This window comes from Streptomyces peucetius (genome assembly GCF_025854275.1).
Taxonomy (GTDB): Bacteria; Actinomycetota; Actinomycetes; order Streptomycetales; family Streptomycetaceae; genus Streptomyces; species Streptomyces peucetius_A.
The window spans coordinates 3,145,090-3,164,146 of record NZ_CP107567.1; the positions used below are offsets into that span (position 1 = coordinate 3,145,090).

At 72.1% G+C, this 19,057-nt stretch carries 15 protein-coding genes and 2 pseudogenes; 4 read left to right on the forward strand and 13 right to left on the reverse strand.

The window, feature by feature from the left end; translation table 11 throughout:
• Positions 1-96 precede the first annotated feature (96 nt).
• The 4 genes from OGH68_RS14270 to OGH68_RS14285 form a co-directional block, all read right to left on the reverse strand.
• Positions 97-1,359 carry a cytochrome P450 family protein gene (locus OGH68_RS14270; RefSeq protein ID WP_264244085.1) on the reverse strand — a complete coding sequence of 421 codons (1,263 nt, stop codon included), beginning with the start codon at positions 1,357-1,359 and terminating at the stop codon, positions 97-99.
• Positions 1,356-2,342 (reverse strand): nucleoside triphosphate pyrophosphohydrolase, encoded by a 987-nt coding sequence (locus OGH68_RS14275; RefSeq protein ID WP_264244086.1) that lies wholly within the window; start codon positions 2,340-2,342, stop codon positions 1,356-1,358. The genes OGH68_RS14270 and OGH68_RS14275 overlap by 4 nt, the downstream gene beginning before the upstream one ends.
• Before the next feature lie 69 nt (positions 2,343-2,411).
• Positions 2,412-3,062: a SurA N-terminal domain-containing protein gene (locus OGH68_RS14280; RefSeq protein WP_264244087.1), complete on the reverse strand. Its 651-nt coding sequence runs from the start codon at positions 3,060-3,062 to the stop codon at positions 2,412-2,414.
• Between the two features lie 149 nt (positions 3,063-3,211).
• Positions 3,212-3,628, reverse strand: a complete 417-nt coding sequence (locus OGH68_RS14285; protein ID WP_264244088.1) for a GtrA family protein — start codon at positions 3,626-3,628, stop codon at positions 3,212-3,214.
• Between the two features lie 307 nt (positions 3,629-3,935).
• On the opposite strand from OGH68_RS14285, the gene OGH68_RS14290 reads away from it, so the two are divergent.
• Entirely contained in the window at positions 3,936-4,835 is a 900-nt protein-coding gene (locus tag OGH68_RS14290) for a class I SAM-dependent methyltransferase (RefSeq protein WP_264244091.1), read from the forward strand.
• A gap of 117 nt (positions 4,836-4,952) precedes the next feature.
• On the opposite strand, the pseudogene OGH68_RS36155 reads toward OGH68_RS14290, so the two are convergent.
• The 6 genes and pseudogenes from OGH68_RS36155 to OGH68_RS14320 form a co-directional block, all read right to left on the reverse strand.
• Positions 4,953-5,408 (reverse strand): annotated as a pseudogene (locus OGH68_RS36155) (choice-of-anchor P family protein); the annotation flags it as partial.
• Between the two features lie 577 nt (positions 5,409-5,985).
• Positions 5,986-6,384, reverse strand: a pseudogene (locus tag OGH68_RS36420) (M23 family metallopeptidase); the annotation flags it as partial.
• Positions 6,385-6,430: 46 nt separating this feature from the next.
• Entirely contained in the window at positions 6,431-7,405 is a 975-nt protein-coding gene (locus tag OGH68_RS14305) for a DUF1906 domain-containing protein (RefSeq protein WP_264244098.1), read from the reverse strand.
• A 357-nt stretch (positions 7,406-7,762) separates the two neighbouring features.
• Complete coding sequence (locus tag OGH68_RS14310) at positions 7,763-9,274, reverse strand: serine/threonine-protein kinase (RefSeq protein WP_264244101.1); 1,512 nt, start codon at positions 9,272-9,274, stop codon at positions 7,763-7,765.
• Positions 9,271-9,924 carry a hypothetical protein gene (locus tag OGH68_RS14315; protein WP_264244102.1) on the reverse strand — a complete coding sequence of 218 codons (654 nt, stop codon included), beginning with the start codon at positions 9,922-9,924 and terminating at the stop codon, positions 9,271-9,273. The genes OGH68_RS14310 and OGH68_RS14315 overlap by 4 nt, the downstream gene beginning before the upstream one ends.
• A gap of 171 nt (positions 9,925-10,095) precedes the next feature.
• On the reverse strand, positions 10,096-12,123 hold the full coding sequence (locus OGH68_RS14320; protein ID WP_264244103.1) for an N-6 DNA methylase: 2,028 nt from the start codon (positions 12,121-12,123) through the stop codon (positions 10,096-10,098).
• A 216-nt stretch (positions 12,124-12,339) separates the two neighbouring features.
• On the opposite strand from OGH68_RS14320, the gene OGH68_RS14325 reads away from it, so the two are divergent.
• A complete protein-coding gene (locus OGH68_RS14325) occupies positions 12,340-13,137 on the forward strand; it encodes a DUF4190 domain-containing protein (RefSeq protein ID WP_264244105.1) in 798 nt (265 codons plus the stop codon).
• A gap of 181 nt (positions 13,138-13,318) precedes the next feature.
• Here the strand turns inward: OGH68_RS14325 and OGH68_RS14330 are convergent, their stop codons facing one another.
• Entirely contained in the window at positions 13,319-14,065 is a 747-nt protein-coding gene (locus OGH68_RS14330; RefSeq protein ID WP_264244107.1) for an N-acetyltransferase, read from the reverse strand.
• Positions 14,066-14,316: 251 nt separating this feature from the next.
• On the opposite strand from OGH68_RS14330, the gene OGH68_RS14335 reads away from it, so the two are divergent.
• Entirely contained in the window at positions 14,317-16,002 is a 1,686-nt protein-coding gene (locus OGH68_RS14335; RefSeq protein ID WP_413471110.1) for a DUF4153 domain-containing protein, read from the forward strand.
• Positions 16,003-16,129: 127 nt separating this feature from the next.
• On the opposite strand, the gene OGH68_RS14340 is transcribed toward OGH68_RS14335, so the two are convergent.
• Positions 16,130-16,861 (reverse strand): TioE family transcriptional regulator, encoded by a 732-nt coding sequence (locus OGH68_RS14340; protein ID WP_264244109.1) that lies wholly within the window; start codon positions 16,859-16,861, stop codon positions 16,130-16,132.
• 58 nt (positions 16,862-16,919) lie between these two features.
• Here OGH68_RS14340 and OGH68_RS14345 point away from each other — a divergent pair, with 58 nt between their 5' ends.
• Positions 16,920-18,122 carry an erythromycin esterase family protein gene (locus OGH68_RS14345; protein WP_264244110.1) on the forward strand — a complete coding sequence of 401 codons (1,203 nt, stop codon included), beginning with the start codon at positions 16,920-16,922 and terminating at the stop codon, positions 18,120-18,122.
• A gap of 43 nt (positions 18,123-18,165) precedes the next feature.
• Here the strand turns inward: OGH68_RS14345 and OGH68_RS14350 are convergent, their stop codons facing one another.
• On the reverse strand, positions 18,166-18,891 hold the full coding sequence (locus OGH68_RS14350) for an HNH endonuclease family protein (protein ID WP_264250082.1): 726 nt from the start codon (positions 18,889-18,891) through the stop codon (positions 18,166-18,168).
• Positions 18,892-19,057 lie beyond the last annotated feature (166 nt).

The following is a 19,057-nucleotide window of genomic DNA, read 5'->3' on the forward strand; positions in this document are numbered from 1 at the left end:
TGCGTGCCGAGTGACTGGTGAACGTAGCGGCATTCGAACGTGAGTCACAAGTCGATGCAGCAGAGATCACGTGAAAGTCACAGAAGTGACGCTGCGTCAGTTTGTTTGAGGTGTGAACTCAACGGGCAGAGTGCGCAATCCACGCATGATGAGACCCCCACGCCAGCGCAAATCGTCCGGATCTCCCGCAAGCCGCAAGTCCGGCATTCTGCGGAGCAGGGTGGCCAGTGCGGTCTGCCCCTCGAGCCGGGCGAGGGGGGCGCCGAGGCAGTAGTGGATCCCGTGGCCGTACCCCAGATGCTGGTTGTCGGTCCGTGACAGGTCGAGCGTGTCGGGGGAGTCGAAGCGCTCCGGGTCGCGGTCGGCGGCCGCGAGGACGACGAGCACGGGGTCGCCCGCCGCGATGCGCTGCCCTCCGACGGTGAGCGGCTCCGTGGCGAAGCGCCAGGTCGCGAGCTCCACCGGCCCGTCGTAACGCAGCAGTTCCTCCACTCCGGTCGCCAGCAGGCCGCTCTCCCCGGCGGCGAGGGACGCCTGCAGGCGCTCCCGCTGCCCGGGGTTGCGCAGCAGTGCGTAGACGCCGTTGCCGATGAGGTTGACGGTGGTCTCGAAGCCGGCGAACAGGAGGATGAAGGCCATCGCGGCGGCCTCGTTCTCGGTGAGGTGCTCGCCATGGTCGGATGCCTTGATGAGTCCCGAGATGAGGTCCTCGCCGGGATCCTCCCGCTTCCGGTGGATCAGCTCGGCCAGGTATCCGCGCATCTTCTTCACGGAGCGGGCGACTCCGCCGCGCGGGCCGCCGCCGTGCCGGATCATCATCCCGGCCCAGTCGCGGAAGTCGTCCTGGTCCTCGCGCGGGACGCCGAGCATGTCGCAGATGGCGTAGATGGGCAGCGGGAACGCGAACTCGTGGATGAGGTCCGCCTCCCCCTTCTCCGCGCTGTGCTGTTTTTCAAAGATGTCGTCGATGAGCCGGTCGGTCAGCTCCTGCACCCGGGGCGCGAACTCGGCCACCCGCCGCGGTGTGAACGCCTTGGAGACGAGGCGGCGCAGCCGGGTGTGGTCCGGCGGGTCGATGTTCAGCAGATGCGTCATCAGCTCTGCCTTGCGTTCGCCCGGGATGCCCGTTTTCCCCTTGGCGTGCGCGGGTTCGGCGTGATGCGCCGGGTTCTTCGACAGCCGCTGGTCGGCGAGCGCCTGCCGGGCGTCGGCGTAGCGGGTGACCAGCCATGCCTCGACCCCGCTGGGCAGTCGGGTGCGGTGCACGGGCGAGTGCTCGCGCAGCCAGGTGTAGGCGGGGTAGGGGTCGGTCGCGAACTCCCAGGTGAAGAGCTCGGGCGCGGTGTTCGGGTCGTTCACCCCTCGACGTTACCGGGCCGGCCCTCCGCCGCCCGGATCGTGTCCCGGTAGGCCCGGGCCGCCGCGCGCAGCGCCGCCTCCGGGTCGACGCCGTCCGCCTCGGCGCGTACGGCGAGGGAGAGGAGCTCGTAACCGATGCCCTCTCCGGCGGGCGGCTCCACGCCCAGGCCGGCCGTACGGACCCGGGACGCGAGCTTCGCCGCCAGCGCGAGGCCCGGTTGGCCGAGCGGGACGCCGTCCGTCACCGACTCGCGCTGCTTCTCGACCGCCTTGGTCCGCAGCCAGTGCGCCTTGACCTCCTCGGGGGTCGAGGCGGTCTCCTCACCGAAGACGTGCGGGTGCCGGTGGATCAGCTTCTCGACGATTGTGGCGGCGACGTCGTCCACCGAGAACGGCTCCTGAGCGTCCTCCTCCGCGATGCGCGCGTGGAAGACGACCTGGAGCAGCACGTCGCCCAGTTCCTCGCGCAGTTCGTCCCGGTCGCCGTCCTCGATGGCCTCGACGAGTTCGTACGCCTCCTCGATGCCGTACTTGGCCAGGCCCTTGTGGGTCTGCTGCGACGACCAGGGGCATTCGCGGCGGATCCGGTCCATGATTTCCACGAGGTCCAGCAGCCGCGCTCCGGGCAGGTCGTACGCGCCCGGGAGCAGCTCCAGGTCCGGCATCGACACCCGGCCGGAGCCGCCGAGGCGGGCCAGGCCGTCGGTCAGGGCCGTCTCGCCCTCGCCCGCGGCCAGCACGACGACCGTGCGGCCGCCCGCCGCGCAGTAGTCCACGAGCTCCTGTGCCGCGGGCGCGGCGTGCTCGACGGTGATGCCCGCCTCCCGCAGGTACGGCAGCTGCCGGTGCGCCGGGTCGGCGCACAGCACCCGGTCCGCGGCGTGCAGCGTCTGCCACGCGGGCCAGGACAGCAGTCCGGGGGCGACGCGGTGGCTGGCGGTGAGCAGGACGATACGGCCGGCTGCGGATGCTTCGGTGGTCACACCTCGAACCTACCGCCCGCGGCCGGGGGCCTTGGTCCGGACCGGGAACGATCCGGGGACGAGGCCGCCCTACGCCCCGGCCTCGACGGGCTCCTCGGCCCGGGACACCTCGGTGATCCAGGGCGCCTTGTACGTGCCGAGCTCGAGCTTCTTGTCGTCCCAGGCCCCGTAACGCGGGTTCACGTCGATGTCCAGGGACTTCGCGGCGGCGGTGAACGTCTCGTTCAGCTGCTGCTGGCCGTCGGGGCTGTTGGCCGCGCCGATCGCCGTGGCGATCTTGCCGACCAGGATGTCGCGGCGCACGGCGTCGTCGACCTGGTCCGGGGCGACACCGCGCTGCTGCAGATACATGGCGACGAGCTGCTCCTCGCCCCCGGCCTGTTCCACGAGCCGGCCGCGCTCGTCCTGGATCTCCTTGCGGCTGACTCTCACCCCGGCGTCGTCGGCGGCGCGCTGCACGACACGGTCGACGATCAGGTCGTACAGCTTGGCGCGGCCGAGCTGCCCGGTGTCCTTGATCAGCTGTTCGGACTGGGGCGAGAGCTGCTGGGCGTCGCGGACGTCCTGGACCTTCGCCTGGACTGCGGACACATCGATCCGCTGGCCGCCGACCACCGCGGCGGCGCCGGGGTGGGACTGGTCGCCGCAGGCGGCGAGAAGCGGCGCGGCGGCGACGAGCGCGGCGGAGAGGATGAGCGCGGTGCGACGACGGCGGTGCAAAGGAGCCTCCCGGGGCCGAGTTTGTGCATCGGTGCACAAAGCCTTGCGGTGATCGATGTTAGGCAGTGTTCAGTGGCGTGGGCCACTGATTCGCCAAACGATTCGCCGACCGGTCGGAAGCGGGCGGCGGACACGACGCCGGCACGCGGCTAGCCGACCGGGTTCCGCTCCGTCTCCGGCGCGGACTCGGCGGCGCGGTCCGGGCCGAGCATGACGAGCCGGGAGACGACGAACGTGACCGGGATCGCCGCGGCCGCCGCGACGAGCGGCGCGTACGTGCGCTCGAGGCGGAGCACGTCCACCAGCACGTACACCCCGCACGTGGTGACCACGAAGTTCGCCGCGTTGGTCAGCGGGAACAGCAGGAACTTCCGCCAGGTGGGCCGGGTGCGGTAGGTGAAGTACGACGTCAGGAAGAACGAGCCGACCATGCTGAGCAGGAAGGCGACGACGTGCGCCGCCACGTACGGCAGGAAGGTCAGCAGCGCCAGGTAGAGACCGTAGTACGTCCCGGTGTTCACCCCCCCGACCAGGGCGAACCTGACGATCTGGCCGCGTACCGTCATCGCCCTACCAGTTCCCCCGCGCGCCCGTTCCGCTCGTCGTCGTCCTGTCGGGGAAGGCCGGCACCGGTCGCCTCCACCAGGAAGAACGGCCCCGCTCAGCGCGACGACCGCCACGATCAGGGTGACACACCCGGCAATGCCCACGCCGTTCCGCAGGGCCGCACCGCAGAACCGGACCGCGTGCCGGACGTGGTACCGGGGCCGGCGACAACGCCCCGTACCCGTCGCCGCCGTGACACCAAGACTTCATCTGCCCAGCACCGGAGCTTGGTGGGCTCGTGGGTTGTTCACGCGTACTTTCCCGGGCATGGCCCTTCTCCGCAACCGTGTGACCAAGCGCGCTCTGCGTCCCGCCCTCACCATGATCGAGCAGCGTGTGAGACGCGGTATGAAGTCCGACCTCGACGCTCTGCGCCAGGAGGTGGCCGAGATGCGGAAGCAGCAGTACGCGGTCGGACTGCTCCTCGACGGCACCGGCCGGGGCACCAGCCGCGTCCCGTCCACCCACCAGATCGACCGGCTGGTGCGGGAGGTCAGGAACGTGAGCGGCAGCGACCACGCCCGCCGCAGCGTCGTGGTCGCCTTCCGTACGGTCGTCGCGCTGGAGGCGCTCGGCGTGGGCCGGCTGGCCGGTTCCACGTCCAACATCTGCGGCAAGCTCGCCACCGTTCCGCTGCTGTCGCCGCCGAACGGCGCCGTCCTCGAGATCGGCACCCTGTACGGGCTGTTCGCCTCCGCGCTCGTGCGCATGGTGCACCGGGCGGGCGTCGAGCCCGACCTGACGATCGTCGACCCGCTGGCCGGGTCCCAGCTCCAGCCGGGCACGACGCAGGCCGCCGACCCGACGGGCACCCCTGTGCGGGAGGACGTCGTACGGGCCAACCTGGCGCTGGCCGGCAGCCCCGGGGCCTACACCTCGCGGATCCAGCAGGGCTTCTCCTCCGACCCCGAGGTGCGGGCCGCGGTCTCCGACCGGAAGTACGGGGTGATCGTCGTCGACGGCGACCACTCCGAGGACGGGGTGCGGGCCGACCTGGAGTGGGTCGAGGAGATCGCCGCTCCGGGCGGGATCGTGGTCCTCGACGACTACGGCGACAACAAGTGGCCGGGCGTCCAGGACGCGCTGGACAAGCACCTCGCCGAGGGCACGTCCCGGCTGCGGATGCTGGGGCGGGTGTCCACATCGGCGTTCCTGCGGGCCGACTGAGAGCCCCGCTTCCCGGACAGGCTGATCTCCCGCACGGCGGCAGGGGAACGCCCCGCACTCGGCGAGTGCGGGGCGTTCCCCTCGAGTGCGGGCTCTCCGGTGTGCGGTGCCTGCGGATCAGGCGCAGTTGTGCGCGCCGCTGGTGCCGGAGGCGATGACGACGTCCACGCCGCCGGGCGCCGTCAGATGCAGTGCGTTGACCGTGAACCCGTCGGCGGTCTGCGTCTGCTCGTTGACGACGAGCTTGGCCCCGATGCCGAGGTCGATCGTGTGGTTCGGGGTGTCCGGCACGGTGACCGGGGCTCCCGCGATGCTCAGGTCGAGACTGGTGGTTCCCTCCTTCACGGTGCAGCTGCTGGTCGAGGTGGCGGTCACGCCCGACGCCTCGACCACCGGCAGCCCCGGCAGGCCCACGGTGGCCCTGGCCAGGGTCGCGGTGGCGGTCGAGGTGCCAGGGCCGGAGGTCGTGACGACCTTGGCGCACGGGGCGTCGGCGGTCAGGACCAGGGCGTTGATGTTCTGGGCGCAGGGCGGGGCCTGGGTCTCGGCGCCGGCGGTGCGGACCCGGCCCGTGTCGGGGGTCGGGGGTCGGGACGATGCTGATCGGCAGCAGCAGGACGGGTACGCGTGCGGTGAGGCCGTAGGCCCGTCCGCTCACGTACTGCAGCTTGAGCGCGGCGGACGTGTCGGACGCCTTGTAGTCGTCGTCGCCCGCGAACTTCGCGGTGACCGGTACCGTCGCGTCCGCGGTGAGCGGCTGGTCGACCGAGGCGATGGAACAGCTCGCCGAACCCTGCGCGTCCGTCGTGCCTTCGCAGGTCTGAGCGCTCGCTCCGGCGCCGAGCGCGAAGCTGACCTCGCGGCCGCCGACCGGTGCGGCGCCGTCCTTCTCGTTGAGCGTGGCCGACAGCTTCACCGCGGAGCCGTTCGAAGTGCTGCCGGGTCCGGTCCAGGTGAGCCGGGTGTCCTTCTGGACGGGCGCCGGCGGGTCCTCGCCGCCGTCGCAGCCGTTGGTGCTCTTGATGAACTTCTCGCCGTACTCACCGGGGTACGGCACCAGTGACTTGCCCTCCAGTTCGATATCCTGGAGCCGGCCGTCGAGCTTCTGCTGGAGGTGCAGATGGGGACCGGTGCTGCCGCCCGTGCTCCCCACAGTGCCGATCTTGTCGCCCTGCGCGACCTTGGTTCCGTCCTCGACGCCGTAGGTGTCGAGGTGCATGTACTCGGTGCGCCAGCCGTCGCCGTGGTCGATCACGATGTACTGGCCCGCGCCGCCCTCCTCGTAGTGCCGGGGGGCGGTGTCGGCTGCCGAGGCGAGGACGGGTGAGCCGAGCGAGGGCTTGCCGTCGGAGCGGATGAAGTCCAGGACGTTCCCGTGTCCCGGGTAGGTGGAATAGGTCCACTCGGAACCGCACTCGAACGGTGCCAGGAAGTCCGGCTTTGCCATGACCCCTGTGGTGGGCATGCCGGTCTCCGGCGCCTCCGCCGCTGCGGCCGGGGCCGTCAGCGACAGGGCGAACGCTGCTACCAGGGTGAGCAGCGCGGACATGCGCCTTGTTCTCGATACGAGCCTTTTCACGGTGATTCCCCCCTTTTCACGCGCAGTTGTGAGCGGCGGTGGAGCTCGACGCGACCACGATGTCGATACCGCCCGCGGCGGTGAGATGCACCGCGTTGACGGTGAGTCCGCCGGCGGCCCGGATCTGCTCGTTGACCACGAGCTTGGCTCCGACTCCCAGGTCGACCGTGACGTTCGGGACGTCGCCGACCTCCACCGGTGTCCCGGCGACCGTGAGCGTCAGATCGGTGCTGCCCGTGGTGCCGGTGCAGCTGCTGGTGGACGTGGCTTTGACGCCCGACAGAGCGACGACCGGGAGCCCGGGTATCCCGATCCTTGCCTCCTCCACGCTCGCAGTGGACGTGGCGCCGCTGGGGCCGGTCCGGGTCTCGACCCTGGCGCACAGGGTGTCGGCGGACAGCACCAGCGCGTCGACGCCGGCCGCGCAGGCGGGCACCTTCGTCCCGGCTCCCGCTGAGCGGACCGTGCCCGTGTCGGGTGTCGGTTCGATACGGACCGGGAGGCCGAGCAGCGGAACGTCGCCCTTGATGCCGAAGGCCCTGCCGGTCACGTGCTGGAGCTTCAGCACGGCGGATGTCAGCGACTCCTTGAAGGCGTCGTCTCCCGCGAACTTCGCCGTGGCCGGGACCGTCGCGTCCGCGTTCAGCGGCTGGTTCACGGCGGCGACCGTACAGGTCGCCCTGCCGTCCGCGTCGGTCGTGGCCTCGCAGGTCTGTGCGCTCGCGCCCGTGCCCAGAGCGAGGCCGACCTTGCGATGGGCGACCGGTGCGCCGCCGTCCTTCTCGGTGAGCACGGCCGCCAGGGCGGCGGGCGATCCGTTGGACACGGTGGCGGGGCCGGACCATGCGAGGGCGGTGTCCTTCTTCACCGGCGGCTGAACGGCGCCTTCGCCCACGTCGAGCAGATTGGCGTCGATGTCGAGCGTCACCCCGCCGTAGGTCTCCGTGACATCACCCGAGTACTGCTTGATGCGCTGGTGGTCCGCCCACATGTCGTCCGGGATGACCGGGTCCTTCGTGGTCGGATTGACGTGTCTCAGTCAATTGACGGTTCATCAATCCGGCCTCGGCTACCCATGAGTCACCGTCGGGCGACCGGGGCGACCGTCGCAACGTGTTCGAGGACGGACTGTGAGGGGCCGGTGAAGCACCGGGTCAGCGTTCCGGCCACCGCGGCCTCGGGCGCCTGCCGCCACACATGCGCCACAGGCTCTTCACGGGACGGGCTTGTCCGAATTCCGCCTGCGGTAGGGCATGTTCCGGTGACTCGTCACCAATGGGCCCCTGCGGCACGTTCCGCCGCCGGTGGGTGTATCGGTCGGGTGTGCCGGTGGTCGTACGGAAGCCGCTCAGCCCGTGCGGAACTGCTGCTGGCGCTCCAGGGCGCGGCGCAGTTCCGCGGGAAGCTGGTGGTAGGGGCCGTACGCGCGCTCCGCGTCGTACAGCAGTGACCGGAACTGCTGCTGCGCCGCCGTGTGGTCGCCGACCGCGAGCAGGAGATGGCCGATGCGGTGGCGGACCTGGAGTGCGCGGTCGTGGTCGGCCGTCTCGTAGAACGGCAGGACCGCGCGGTATTCGGCGAGCGCCGCGGCGGGCCGGCCGAGCTGCTCCAGGCAGACGGCCGCGTCGTGGCGGAACTGCAGCGACTGCGGGTCGGCAGGGCCGGCCTCCGCGGTGCGGTCGTCGGCGAGGCGGCGCAGTTCGGGCAGGGCGCGGCGGTACTGGCCGTCGTCCATCAGGGTCGCCGCGTACTGCTTGCGCAGGATGCGCACGACGGGCGAGTGCTCGCCGTGCTCGGACGCCGCGGCCGGGAGGATGCCGCCGAGGATGTCGACGGCCCGGGTGATGCTGCCCTCACCGAGGAGGCGCTTGACCTCGTCGACGGCGGCGGCGACGTCCGGCTTCGGCGCCGGCGCGGACGGCGGCGCGAGCGGCGGGGGCGGCGCGGCGGAGACCCGGTCGGGCCACGGGGCGTGCGGCCGCAGGAACGGGCGCGTCGGGTCGAGCGGCCCGGTCGGCGCGCCGCGCGCGGGCAGCAGCGGGGCCAGCGCCTCGTACACCTCCTGTGCGCCGGACGGGCGGTGCTCCGGGTCCTTGGCGAGCAGCCGCAGGACGAGGGCCTCCAGCGGCTCGGGGACCTCGGGGCGCAGCTGACGGACCGGCAGCGGCGGCTCGTAGAGGTGACGGTGGAGGACGCCGAGCGCGGTGGAGCCGGCGAAGGGGACGTTCCCGCTGAGGAGTTCGTGCAGCAGCACGCCGAGGGCGTACAGGTCCGTGTACGGGCCGACGGCGCCGCCCATGGCCTGCTCCGGGGCCATGTAGGCGGGGCTGCCGATGGGTGAACCGGTGTGAGTGAGCCGGGTGGTGTCCCTGTCGATGACGGAGGCGACACCGAGGTCGAGCACGGTCACCGTGCCGTCGGGCTTCACCATCACGTTGCGCGGCTTGAGGTCGCGGTGGACGATCGGCACGGCGTGCACCGCGCCGAGCACCGCGCACAGCTGGGCGGCGACGCTGACGGCCCATTCCCACGGGTACGGGTCGTGCTCTGCGAGGTGGTCGGCGAGGTCGGCCCCCTCGACGTACTGCATCACGAGGTACAGGTCGTCGTCGTCGCTGCCGGCGTCATGGACCGTGACGAGACCGGGATGGCTGACCTGGGCCGTCACACGGCACTCGCGGACGAAGCGGCGGCGCATCTCGTCGGCGGCGGTCGCGGCGGCCATGTGGTCGGGCCGCAGCAGCTTGACGGCGACGCGGCGGTCGAGGCGCCCGTCGTAGGCGGTCCAGACCTGGCCCATGCCGCCCTGGCCGATGAGCGCGGACAGCTCGTAACGGTGCGCGATGACGCGGCCGTTCACTTGCCCTCTTCCTTGCGGAGCAGGTCGCTGAGCTCGTCGAGTTCGGCGCGGACCTGGTCGATCCGCCCGGTGCCGGGGGCGGGGGCGGGGGCGGAGGCCGGCGGCGTGGACGGGGCGGCGGGCGGCGGTATCGGGGGCCGCGCAGGCGGGACCGGGGACTGGGGCAGGGGCTGCGCGGGCGGGTAGCCGTAGCCGGCCGGCTGCTGCGGCATCCCGTACGGTCCCGCGGCCGGGATCGCCGGACCGTACCGCGAACCCGCCTGCGGCGGCCATCCCGCGGCCGGGCGCGGGTCCTGGTAGTGGCGGATGTCCGCGACCAGGTAGTGCGTGGGGACTCCGAGCGCGAGCCCCAGCATGACCAGGATGCACACGTAGTCCACCGGCGTCGGCGGCTTCTCGGCCGCCGACGGCTCTCCCGCGTCGGAGAACTCCCCGATCACGACGAGGCACGTCACGGCGGTCACGAGCGAGAGCCAGAACAGCAGCCAGTCCGACCGCCGCGCCCTCATGATCGCGATGCGCAGCATCGTGCCCCAGGCCAGCAGTCCGAAGCTGAGCAGGGCGAGCGCCACGAAGACGATACGCACGACGACGAGCAGCGCCGTCGAAGGGCGCCGGGGCTGCGGCGGCGCGAAGCCGTGGCCGTGCATTCCTGCTCCTGGAGGGCCTGGACAAGGGAAAGGGACTCAAGCGGACTGAAGCGTATACACCGACACCGACAAGCGGTTGCCGGTTGTACCGAACCGTTGTCCGATGCGTCACTCCCTCAGCGACTCGGCAAGTCGGCGAGTCCGCGAGCGGTGGCCCCGGTGCTCGACAGGTCATTCCGGAAGGAGACTGCCGTCCGTGAGGCCGTCGTGCAGTCCCCGCACCAGTTGCTCGCCGAGCCGGCCGGCCAGCCGCAGTGCCTCCTCGAACTCGCCCAGCGCGCGGAAGCGGTCGCCGTAGCGCCGCTGGTCGGCGAGCGGCAGCCGGGGCAGCTGGAGGCGGCGGACGTCGAGCCGCGTCGCGGTCGACGCGTAGCTGCTGGCCTGCCGCTGGTTGGCGCTGCCGCGCAGGAAGCCGGCGAGGAACCAGGGGTCGAGCGCGGCCGGGTCGGGCCGCAGCAGCTGGAGGTTGCGGCCGAGGGCGGCTCCTGCCAGCTCCTCGTCCGCGACGCGGACCATCGCGCCCGCCCCGAGGACCGGAACGACGACATCGCCCGCCTCGATCAGCACCGGTTCCTCCTCGGAGCCTTCCGGAAGCGTTCCCGAGGGGCCGCGTCCGGCGAGGACGTCCTGCTCGGTGAGCACGGCCACGGGCGCGTCCGCCGGAGCGGAGCCCGTGCCGCCGGCACGCAGGACCAGGTCGCCCGCGCGCGCGAGTTCACCGACGGTGGTGGACGGCCAGTGCGGGGTGGCGGCGGGCGCGGCGGGCCGCGCGGGCCGGGGGGTGAGCTCGGCGGTCCTGCCGAGCGTGTGCGCCAGGCGTTCGCGGACGCGGCCCAGTTCGACGGCCCCGCCGCCCGCGGCCGGGGGCGGCAGATGACGGGCGGGGGCCAGGTCGACGTCGTCGTCGAGGAGCTCGATGACCGGGACGCACCGGCTCACACCAGGCGTCTGGGTCACGGACCCGTGCCGCTCGAAGGGCCGCCATGCGTCGAGCACCGCGGTGCGGATGGCCTGCCAGTCGAGTTTGTCGCGGCCCGCCGTGGCGTGCTCCGCCGTGGCGGTGTCGACGACGAGCAGCTCCGGCGAGGGACGTTCGGTTGCGCCGGGCCTGCGCAGCACCCACAGGTGGAGCGGGATGCCGTACGGGGGCGCGGCGCCGGCGGGTAGGGCGACGACGGCCCGCAGGGCACCGCGGCGCAGCAGACCGGCGCGGACGCGCCGCCCGGAACGGCGGGAGGCAGCGGCGGGCGGCATCAGCAGCACGGCGGTGCCGCCGGGGCGCAGGCGGGCGAGCGCGTGCTGGACCCAGGCCAGCTCGGACTCGGTGCGGGCCGGGAAGCCGTACTCCCAGCGCGGGTCGTAGGCCAGTTCCTCGTGGCCCCAGTTGCGTTCGTTGAACGGCGGGTGGCACAGCACGGCGTCCGCGGCGAGCGCGGGGAACGCGTCCGCGCGCAGGGCGTCGCCGACCGCCGTCCGTACATCGGCGTCGGTGTGCAGGGCGAGGCGCAGCGCGGTGAGGGCGGCCAGGTCGGGGTCTGCCTCCTGGGCGCGGAGGGCGGCGGGGCGGTCGACGGACCGCAGCAGGGTCCCCGTTCCGGATGCCGGGTCGAGCACGGTCCCGGCGGGGCCGACGAGGGCGGCCATCAGCGCGGCGAGCTCGGCCGGTGTGAGGGTGTACTGACGCGGGTTGGCGTCGAGATGGCGCCCCAGCAGGAACTCGAACGCCTGGCGGGCGCCGGTCTCCGCGGCGAGCGCGGCGGCTCCGCGCAGGAGGGGCACGGACGGCGCCAACTCGCCCGCGAGGGGCGTCCGTACGGCTCGCGGGGCGTCGAAGCGCAGGGTCAGCACCTCCTCGAACGCGGAGGGCAGCATCTCCGCCATGCGTGTGTCGGAGACGGCGCTCAGCGCGGGCCAGCCGGAGGCCCTGTGGTGGACGAGGAGAAGGGCGCAGCCGGCGTGGACGAGGGCGGTGACGGCTCCGGCAGGGTGGCCGGCCAACTGTTGCCACACCCGTTCACGCAGCGGCACCTCGGCCAGCTTCCCCTGGTCGCGCAGCCAGTGCTCGACCTCGGCGAGGGCGAAGGAGGGGCTGGTCTCCGTGCCGCCGGCGGGCTTGGGGAAGTCCGCGTGCCGGCGTCGCCAGTTGCTCACGGCGGCGCGGCCCACGCCTGCGAGCCGGGCGATCTCGGCTGCGGTCACTTGCGGTTCGTTCTCCGGCACCTGGCTGTTCCCCCATCACAGTTGGCCTGCTGTGAGCGGCACTGTACTCGGATTCATGACACAGGAAAGGTTCACAGAAGTGAATCAACCGACCAACAGCTTCCTTGTTGACTCGGTTCACAAGCTCTGTTCTTATTGACGAGGCACAACACGGGTCACGGGAATCGGGCCCGCCACAACCAATGGGGGGGACCCATGTCTCAGTACGCCCAGCCGCAGCCCGGTGGAACGCCCGGGCAGTTCACAGCTCCGGGACCGGCGCGCAACGGCCTCGGCACGGCCGCCCTGGTGCTCGGAATCATCGGCGTCCTCTTCGGAGTGATCCCGTTCCTCTTCTGGATCGGCACCGTCCTCGGTCTGCTCGCCCTGGTCCTCGGCCTCGTCGGCCGGGGCCGCGCCAAGCGCGGCGAGGCCACCAACAAGGGCGCGGCGACGGCCGGCACCGTCCTGGGCCTCGTGGCGCTGATCGCGAGCGTCGTCGTCGGCATCGCCACGGTGATGGCGGTGGACGAAGCGGTCGACGAGATCAACAAGGCCGTCGAGAACACCGCCCCCAAGGACGCCTCCGCGGGCGGCGCGGACGGAGAGGGCGAGGAGAAGGGCAAGGCCCTCGCCGCGGACGAGACGTCCGTCTACGACGACGACGTGCAGGTCACCGTCTCCGCACCCACGTCCTACTCCCCCGGCGAGTACGCGATCGGCCACACCGAGGGCAACAAGGCCTACCGGGTCGAGATCACCATCGAGAACGCCGGCAAGGAGAAGTACGACGCTAACCTGGTCAGCGTCGACGCCCGCGCCGGCGAGGACGGTGTGACCGCCGAGCAGGTCTTCGACGGTGACACGGGCGCCGGCTTCGAGGGCACGATCCTGCCGGGCAAGAAGGCCACGGTCACGTTCGTCTTCGACGCCCCGGCCGACGCGAAGAACCTCACCGTGGAGGTCTCCCCTGGGTTCGACTACGACGCCTCGCACTGGGAGCTGACGGTCTGACGCTCCGGCTCACGTCAGCCGGGGAAGCCGCCGAAGAAGGCGGCCTCCCCGGCTGACGCGTTCCCGGCCGCACCCGCCGCCACCGGCCTGCCCGCCCGTTCGCGCCCCGTACGCCGTCGCCCCGCCCGACAGCGCGAGCGGGGCCGTACCGCCCGGCGGCACGGCCCCGCTGCCGTACGTCTCACACCTGGTGCCGCACCCACACGTTCGGCTCCACGTAGACCGCGTACCCCCGCTCCGCCTCGCAGTGCACCGGTACCAGGGCGCCGGGGACCTCGACCGGGCCCGTCGTGTCGAACGGCAGCCCGGTCCACTTGCGCCACTGGTCCAGCGAGCCGGAGACCGTCATCGACGTGTGCGCCACCTTCTCGATGACGCCGCCGGCCCGTACGTGCACCCGCAGCCACGGGTCGTGCGGGAGGTCGTCCGACTCGCGGGTGCGGTACGCGTACTCGTCGATCGAGGTCTGCGGCTCGGCCTTCTTCGCGCTCGGCCGCACCGGTGCGATCACCTGGCCGAAACCGAGACGGCGCGCGTTGTCCCGCATCGCGGCCAGCATCCGGCCCGATATGCCCTGGCCCTGCCGGTCCGTGGCCACGGTGATCTCGATCGCGCTCACGGTGTCCGGCTCCCGCCCGTGCCGCAGGTCGGAGAACGCCCACAGCATCACCTGGTCCCAGCCGCCGGCGGGCAGCTCCCTGCGCCCGTCCACGTCCAGGGCGAGCGGAACACTGAACGCCCGCGCGACGACCTTCCCTTCGGCATCTGTCGCCACCAGCACGTACTCGGGCAGCTCGCCGACGATCCGTCCGACGTACGCCCACCCGATCGGGTCGTTGACCACGAACTCGTCCCAGGTGTCGAGCATCTGCCACATGGGGGCATGCAGTTCGGGACGTTCGGCGAGGGTGGTGATCTCAAGGTCCATGGCGGCAGGCTAACCACAGGCCTCGGCGCCGCCCCACCCGTTATTCACAGCGCCGCCCCCATCGGCCGCAGGGCCGCGGCGACGGCCCGGACCGGAGTGCGCGCCTGGCGGCTCGTCTGTCACGGTCCGGCTGCAGCCTCGGACGGGAGGGGCCCGACCGTGCCACCGGGGCTACCCTGTCCGTCACGCCGTGCGGCTGATCATGAAAGACGCGCGCCGACGAGACACCGGTCGCACCCGCCCCTGAAGGCCTGCGGGTGATCCGGTCGGGAGGGGGTCCCGTGCCTGATGTACACGACACGCCACCGACGAGTTCCGGTACCGGACCGACAAAGGCCGGGGCGGGACCGTCGCCCTGGGCGCCACCGCCGCAGCCGCCGCCACCACCGCGCGGCCCCGGGGCCGGCACCGTCAAGCCGGCCCCGGCGAGCGCCGCGACGCTGTGGTGCGCACTGGCGACCGGGGTGCTGAGTGCGCTTCTGCTGGGCGACGGCGCCGGACTGAACCTGCTGATCGTCGCGGTGCCCGCGGGGCTCGGCGCCTACTTCGCCGCCCGCGCCGCCGACCGCAGGATGCGCCCGTGGACCCTGGTCTGGGCACTCGGTGGCGTCGCACTGCTCGCCGTACCCGTGCTGCGCGACGCCGGCTGGCCGACGTTCCTCGCCGTCGTGTCGTCCCTGTCCCTCGCGTCCCTGGCGCTGAACGGCGGCCGGACCTGGCCGGGCGTACTGCTGGGCCCGCTCGGGCTGCCCGGCTCGCTCGGTACCGGCATGGTCTCGGGATGGAGGGGACTGCGTACCCATGCCGCCTCCTCTAACGGTCGGGTGGCACCGGTCCTGCGTACCGGCGCGGTGGCGGCGTTGCTGCTGATCGTTTTCGGAGCACTGTTCGCCGGAGCGGACGCGGCCTTCGCGGACCTTCTCGGCAGCCTGATCCCGGACGTCTCGGTCTCCGACGGCCCCTGGCGTTTCCTGCTCCTCCTGCTGGGCGTGGTCGGCGCGCTGGCGGCGGCACGCCTCGCCACCGCCCCCCTGCGCTGGGACCGTCTCCGAATACGCCCCGGCCGCGCCCGGTCCCGGTGGGAATGGGCGCTGCCGCTCGTCGTGCTCGACCTGCTCTTCGCCGCGTTCATCGCCGTCCAGCTCGCCGTTCTCTTCGGCGGCTACGACAAGGTGCTCAGCGAGACCGGTCTGACCTACTCCGAATACGCTCGCCAGGGCTTCTGGCAGCTGTTGTTCGCGACCCTGCTGACGCTGGCCGTGATCGCCCTGGCCACGCGCTGGGCCCCGCGCTCCACCGCGGGCGACCGCACCCTCGTCCGTGCCGTCCTCGGGGCGCTGTGCCTGCTCACCCTGGTCGTGGTGGCCTCGGCCCTGCGGCGGATGGACCTGTACGTCGACGCCTACGGACTGACCCGGCTGCGCGTGTCCGTCACCGCCATGGAGCTGTGGCTCGGACTCGTGATCGTTCTCATCATGGCGGCCGGGGTGTACGGCGTGAAGTGGCTGCCCCGCGCGGTGGCGGCGAGCGGCGCGGCGGCCGTGCTCGCGTTCGGCCTCGCCTCGCCGGACGGGCTCGTCGCGGAACGCAACGTACAGCGCTACGAGCGCACCGGAAAGATCGACATCGACTATCTCGAGAAGCTGTCCGCGGATGCCGTGCCGGCCCTCGACGGCCTGCCGGAGCCGCTGCGCACCTGTGCGCTGGAGGACATGGCACGCGACCTGGAGGAGACGGACGAGCCCTGGTACGCGACGAGTTGGGGCGAGTACAGGGCGCGAGACATCCTGTCCGGGCACGGCGCTGCCGACCGCATGTCGTGCGACCCGTACGACTCCGACCGCTACGGCGAGTACGACCGGGACGGGTACGGCGACCGGGACGGGTACGGCGAGTGGGAGCAGGAGGGCGAGATCCGCCCGTCCGACGACTACTGAGACGGTTCGCACACCACCGCGGCCTGCGCGAAGCGGGCTCAGCCGGGACCGGGCCGGCATCGGAGGACGGGTCGGCCGGGACAAAACCGCCTGTGCGCCTTGTTCCTCTCGGCCGGCGACCGGCGTCTCATCCGCGCCTGCGAAGGTACGCCTCCAGCTCGGCGGCCCCGGTGAGCATCGCGCGCCCGCGGGCGGACAGCCGGCCGCGCCAGTCGCGCAAGGTGGCCTCCAGCGGTTCCGGCCCGCCGGCCGCCCGCACCCGGGCGATCAACGGGGCGATCTGCTCCAGCAGGTAGCCGCCACGCCTGAGCTGGTGGGCCAGCCTGGCGTCCCGTACGTCGGCCTCCTCGTAGACGCGGTAGCCGGTCCGCGGGTCGCGGCGCGGGCTCATCAGCCCGGCACGCTCCCATTTGCGCAGCGTCGCGGGCCGGATGCCGAGCTTCGCTGCCAGCGGCCCGATGAACGTGCCACCGGGCCCCGGCACCGAGGCCGGTTCGGGCGCCGTGATGGGCTCCAGGTCGCGGAGGGCGCGCTCCACGGTCTGGAGGGTCCGGCGGTCGTCGAGGAGTTGGGCGTGACTCTCGTCGATGAGGCGGAACGCCTCGTCGACCGCGTCCCGGTTCACGGCCCGCATGACCGAGGCCGCCGTCCGGTGACCGTGGCCGGGCACCAGGGCGAGGAACGCGTGCAGTGCCTGCGCGTGCAGCGGCGTGTAGGCGCGATAGCCATGGGGTGTGCGACCGGCGGCCGGAAGGATGCCGGCCTCCTCGTAGTTCCTGATCGCCTGCGTGGACAGGCCGTGCCGCCGCGCCAGATCAACCGGCCTGAGCCGAACACCGCTTTGAGGGTTTCGCACCATGGTCCTGCTGCTGTCGCGGAAAAGTTTCAACCGAAAGTTCAACGATACCGTTGAATGCATGGCTACCGACATCAAGGACACCACTCACGCCGTCGACGCCGCCGCCGTCATGGGACTGCTCCCGGCCCGGCCTCGGCTGCTCGCTCTGGGCGAGCCCACCCACGGCGAGGACACCCTGCTCGACCTGCGCAACGAACTCTTCCGGCAGCTCGTCGAGCAGGAGGGCTACCGGACGATCGCGATCGAGAGCGACTGCCTCATGGGCCTGGTCGTGGACGACTACGTCACCTCGGGCACGGGCACTCTGGACGAGGTCATGAAGCACGGGTTCAGCCACGGCTGGGGCACTTCCGCGGCCAACCGCGAGCTCGTGGCCTGGATGCGCGCCTACAACGACAGCCGGCCGACGTCCGAGCGGCTCCGCTTCGCCGGCTTCGACGGCCCGCTGGAGATCACCCACGCCGCGAGCCCCCGGCAGGCCCTCACCGCGCTCCACGGCTGCCTCGCGGCCCGGGTGGACGCGGACCTGCTCCCCTGCACCGCGGAGACGCTCGACCGCCTGCTCGGCACCGACGACCGGTGGACCGATCCCGCCGCGATGCTGGACCCGGCGCAGTCCGTGGGGCAGTCGGCCGAGGCCGGTCGGCTGCGGCTGCTCGCCGACGATCTGGTGGCGCTGCTCGACACGCAGACGCCGCACCTGCTCGCGGCGACCTCCCGGGACGTCTGGGACCGGGCGCGCCTGTACGGGCGCACCGCGACCGGCCTGCTGCGCTACCACCACTGGATGGCCGACACCTCACCGGCCCGCATGACGCGGCTGTGCGCACTGCGGGATTCGATGATGGCCGACAACCTTCTCGCCGTCGCCGCCCGGGGCCCGGCTCTCGTCCATGCCCAGAACTCCCATCTCCAACGGGAGAAGAGCACGATGCGGATGTGGGAGGGGCCGGTGGAGTGGTGGAGCGCCGGTGCGCTGGTGAGCGCCCGACTCGGCGAGGAGTACGCCTTCTTGGCCACGGCCCTCGGCACCATCCGGCACCAGGGGGTGGACACGCCGCCGCCGGACACCGTCGAAGGGCTCCTGTACGCGCTCCCGGAGGACCGCTGCGTCGTCGACGCCCCGCGGCTGGCCACCGCCCTCGGCGACACACGGCCCGCGCCCCGCGTGTCCCCTTGGTTCGGCTACGCCCCGCTCGACCCGGCGCACCTGGCGGACCGCGACGGCATCGTGTTCGTCAAGGACGTCCCGCAGAGCTAGTGCCGCCGTCGGCCGGCGGCGGAGTCGGCTGCTTCCGCCTTCATCAGCCGCCGCACTGCTTCAGCATCGTCTGCTTGTCCGGTTCGGTGACCGGCATCTCGTACTTGACGGCGACCTGGGCGAACCGGACCGCGTAGGCGCACCTGATCTGCTTGTTGGGCGGCAGCCAGGACGCGGGGCCGGAATCACCCTTGGCCGAATTGGCCCGCCCCTCGACCGGGATCAGGTTGAGCGCGTCGTTGGCGAACTGCTCACGCTTGCTCTCCGGCCAGCGCGAGGAGCCCATCTGCCAGCTGTACGACAACGGCACCACGTGATCTATCTGCACCTCGGAGGCCTGCTGCTTGCGCCACTCGACAGTCGTCCCGGTGTAGGGGTCGTGCAGCGTCATGGCGATGACCACGCAGTCGGAACCGGCCCGGTAACGGAGGTTCTGTCCATCACGGCGAATGAGGTCGTTTCGAGTGTCACACCCGTTCCTCGCGAGGGGCACCCCGTCGGCCGTGTCCATCCACGCGTAGCCGAACCTGTCACGGTCGTAGCCCGTCCTCGGCCCCCGCCCCTTCGTGGACAGCTCCCCGATGAGCTCGCCGGCCGCGGCCTTGTCCGCGTCCGTCGCCACGGGGGCGAGCCCTGGCTTCGTCCCGTCCGGGTTCTTGAGCGGGCTGACCGCCCGCCCGTCCGGCGCGGCCGGCCCGGATCCCGCGGACGACTCGTGTTCGCCGAGCCCCTCGCATCCCGAAACGAGAAGCGCGGCAGCCGCCAACAGCGTCGCGGCGCGGAAGGAGCGGGCGTGCCCGGCCCCCCTGCCGCCACCGGCCGGGGCGGCCCGCGACGGGCCGCCGTCGATGCCGACGCCTTCGCAACCGCTCACGCGCGCCACCGTTCCTCCCCCGACCATCCCGTGTCCGTTCACGGTCCGTACCGTACTGCCG

Excerpts from the sequence above, each read along its gene's own strand:
- OGH68_RS14285 (WP_264244088.1), bottom strand. The coding sequence starts at position 3,628 with ATGACGGTACGCGGCCAGATCGTCAGGTTCGCCCTGGTCGGGGGGGTG.
- OGH68_RS14340 (WP_264244109.1), bottom strand. The coding sequence starts at position 16,861 with ATGGTGCGAAACCCTCAAAGCGGTGTTCGGCTCAGGCCGGTTGATCTG.
- OGH68_RS14290 (WP_264244091.1), top strand. The coding sequence starts at position 3,936 with ATGGCCCTTCTCCGCAACCGTGTGACCAAGCGCGCTCTGCGTCCCGCC.
- OGH68_RS14345 (WP_264244110.1), top strand. The coding sequence starts at position 16,920 with ATGGCTACCGACATCAAGGACACCACTCACGCCGTCGACGCCGCCGCC.
- OGH68_RS14315 (WP_264244102.1), bottom strand. The coding sequence starts at position 9,924 with ATGCACGGCCACGGCTTCGCGCCGCCGCAGCCCCGGCGCCCTTCGACG.
- OGH68_RS14325 (WP_264244105.1), top strand. The coding sequence starts at position 12,340 with ATGTCTCAGTACGCCCAGCCGCAGCCCGGTGGAACGCCCGGGCAGTTC.
- OGH68_RS14305 (WP_264244098.1), bottom strand. The coding sequence starts at position 7,405 with ATGTGGGCGGACCACCAGCGCATCAAGCAGTACTCGGGTGATGTCACG.
- OGH68_RS14330 (WP_264244107.1), bottom strand. The coding sequence starts at position 14,065 with ATGGACCTTGAGATCACCACCCTCGCCGAACGTCCCGAACTGCATGCC.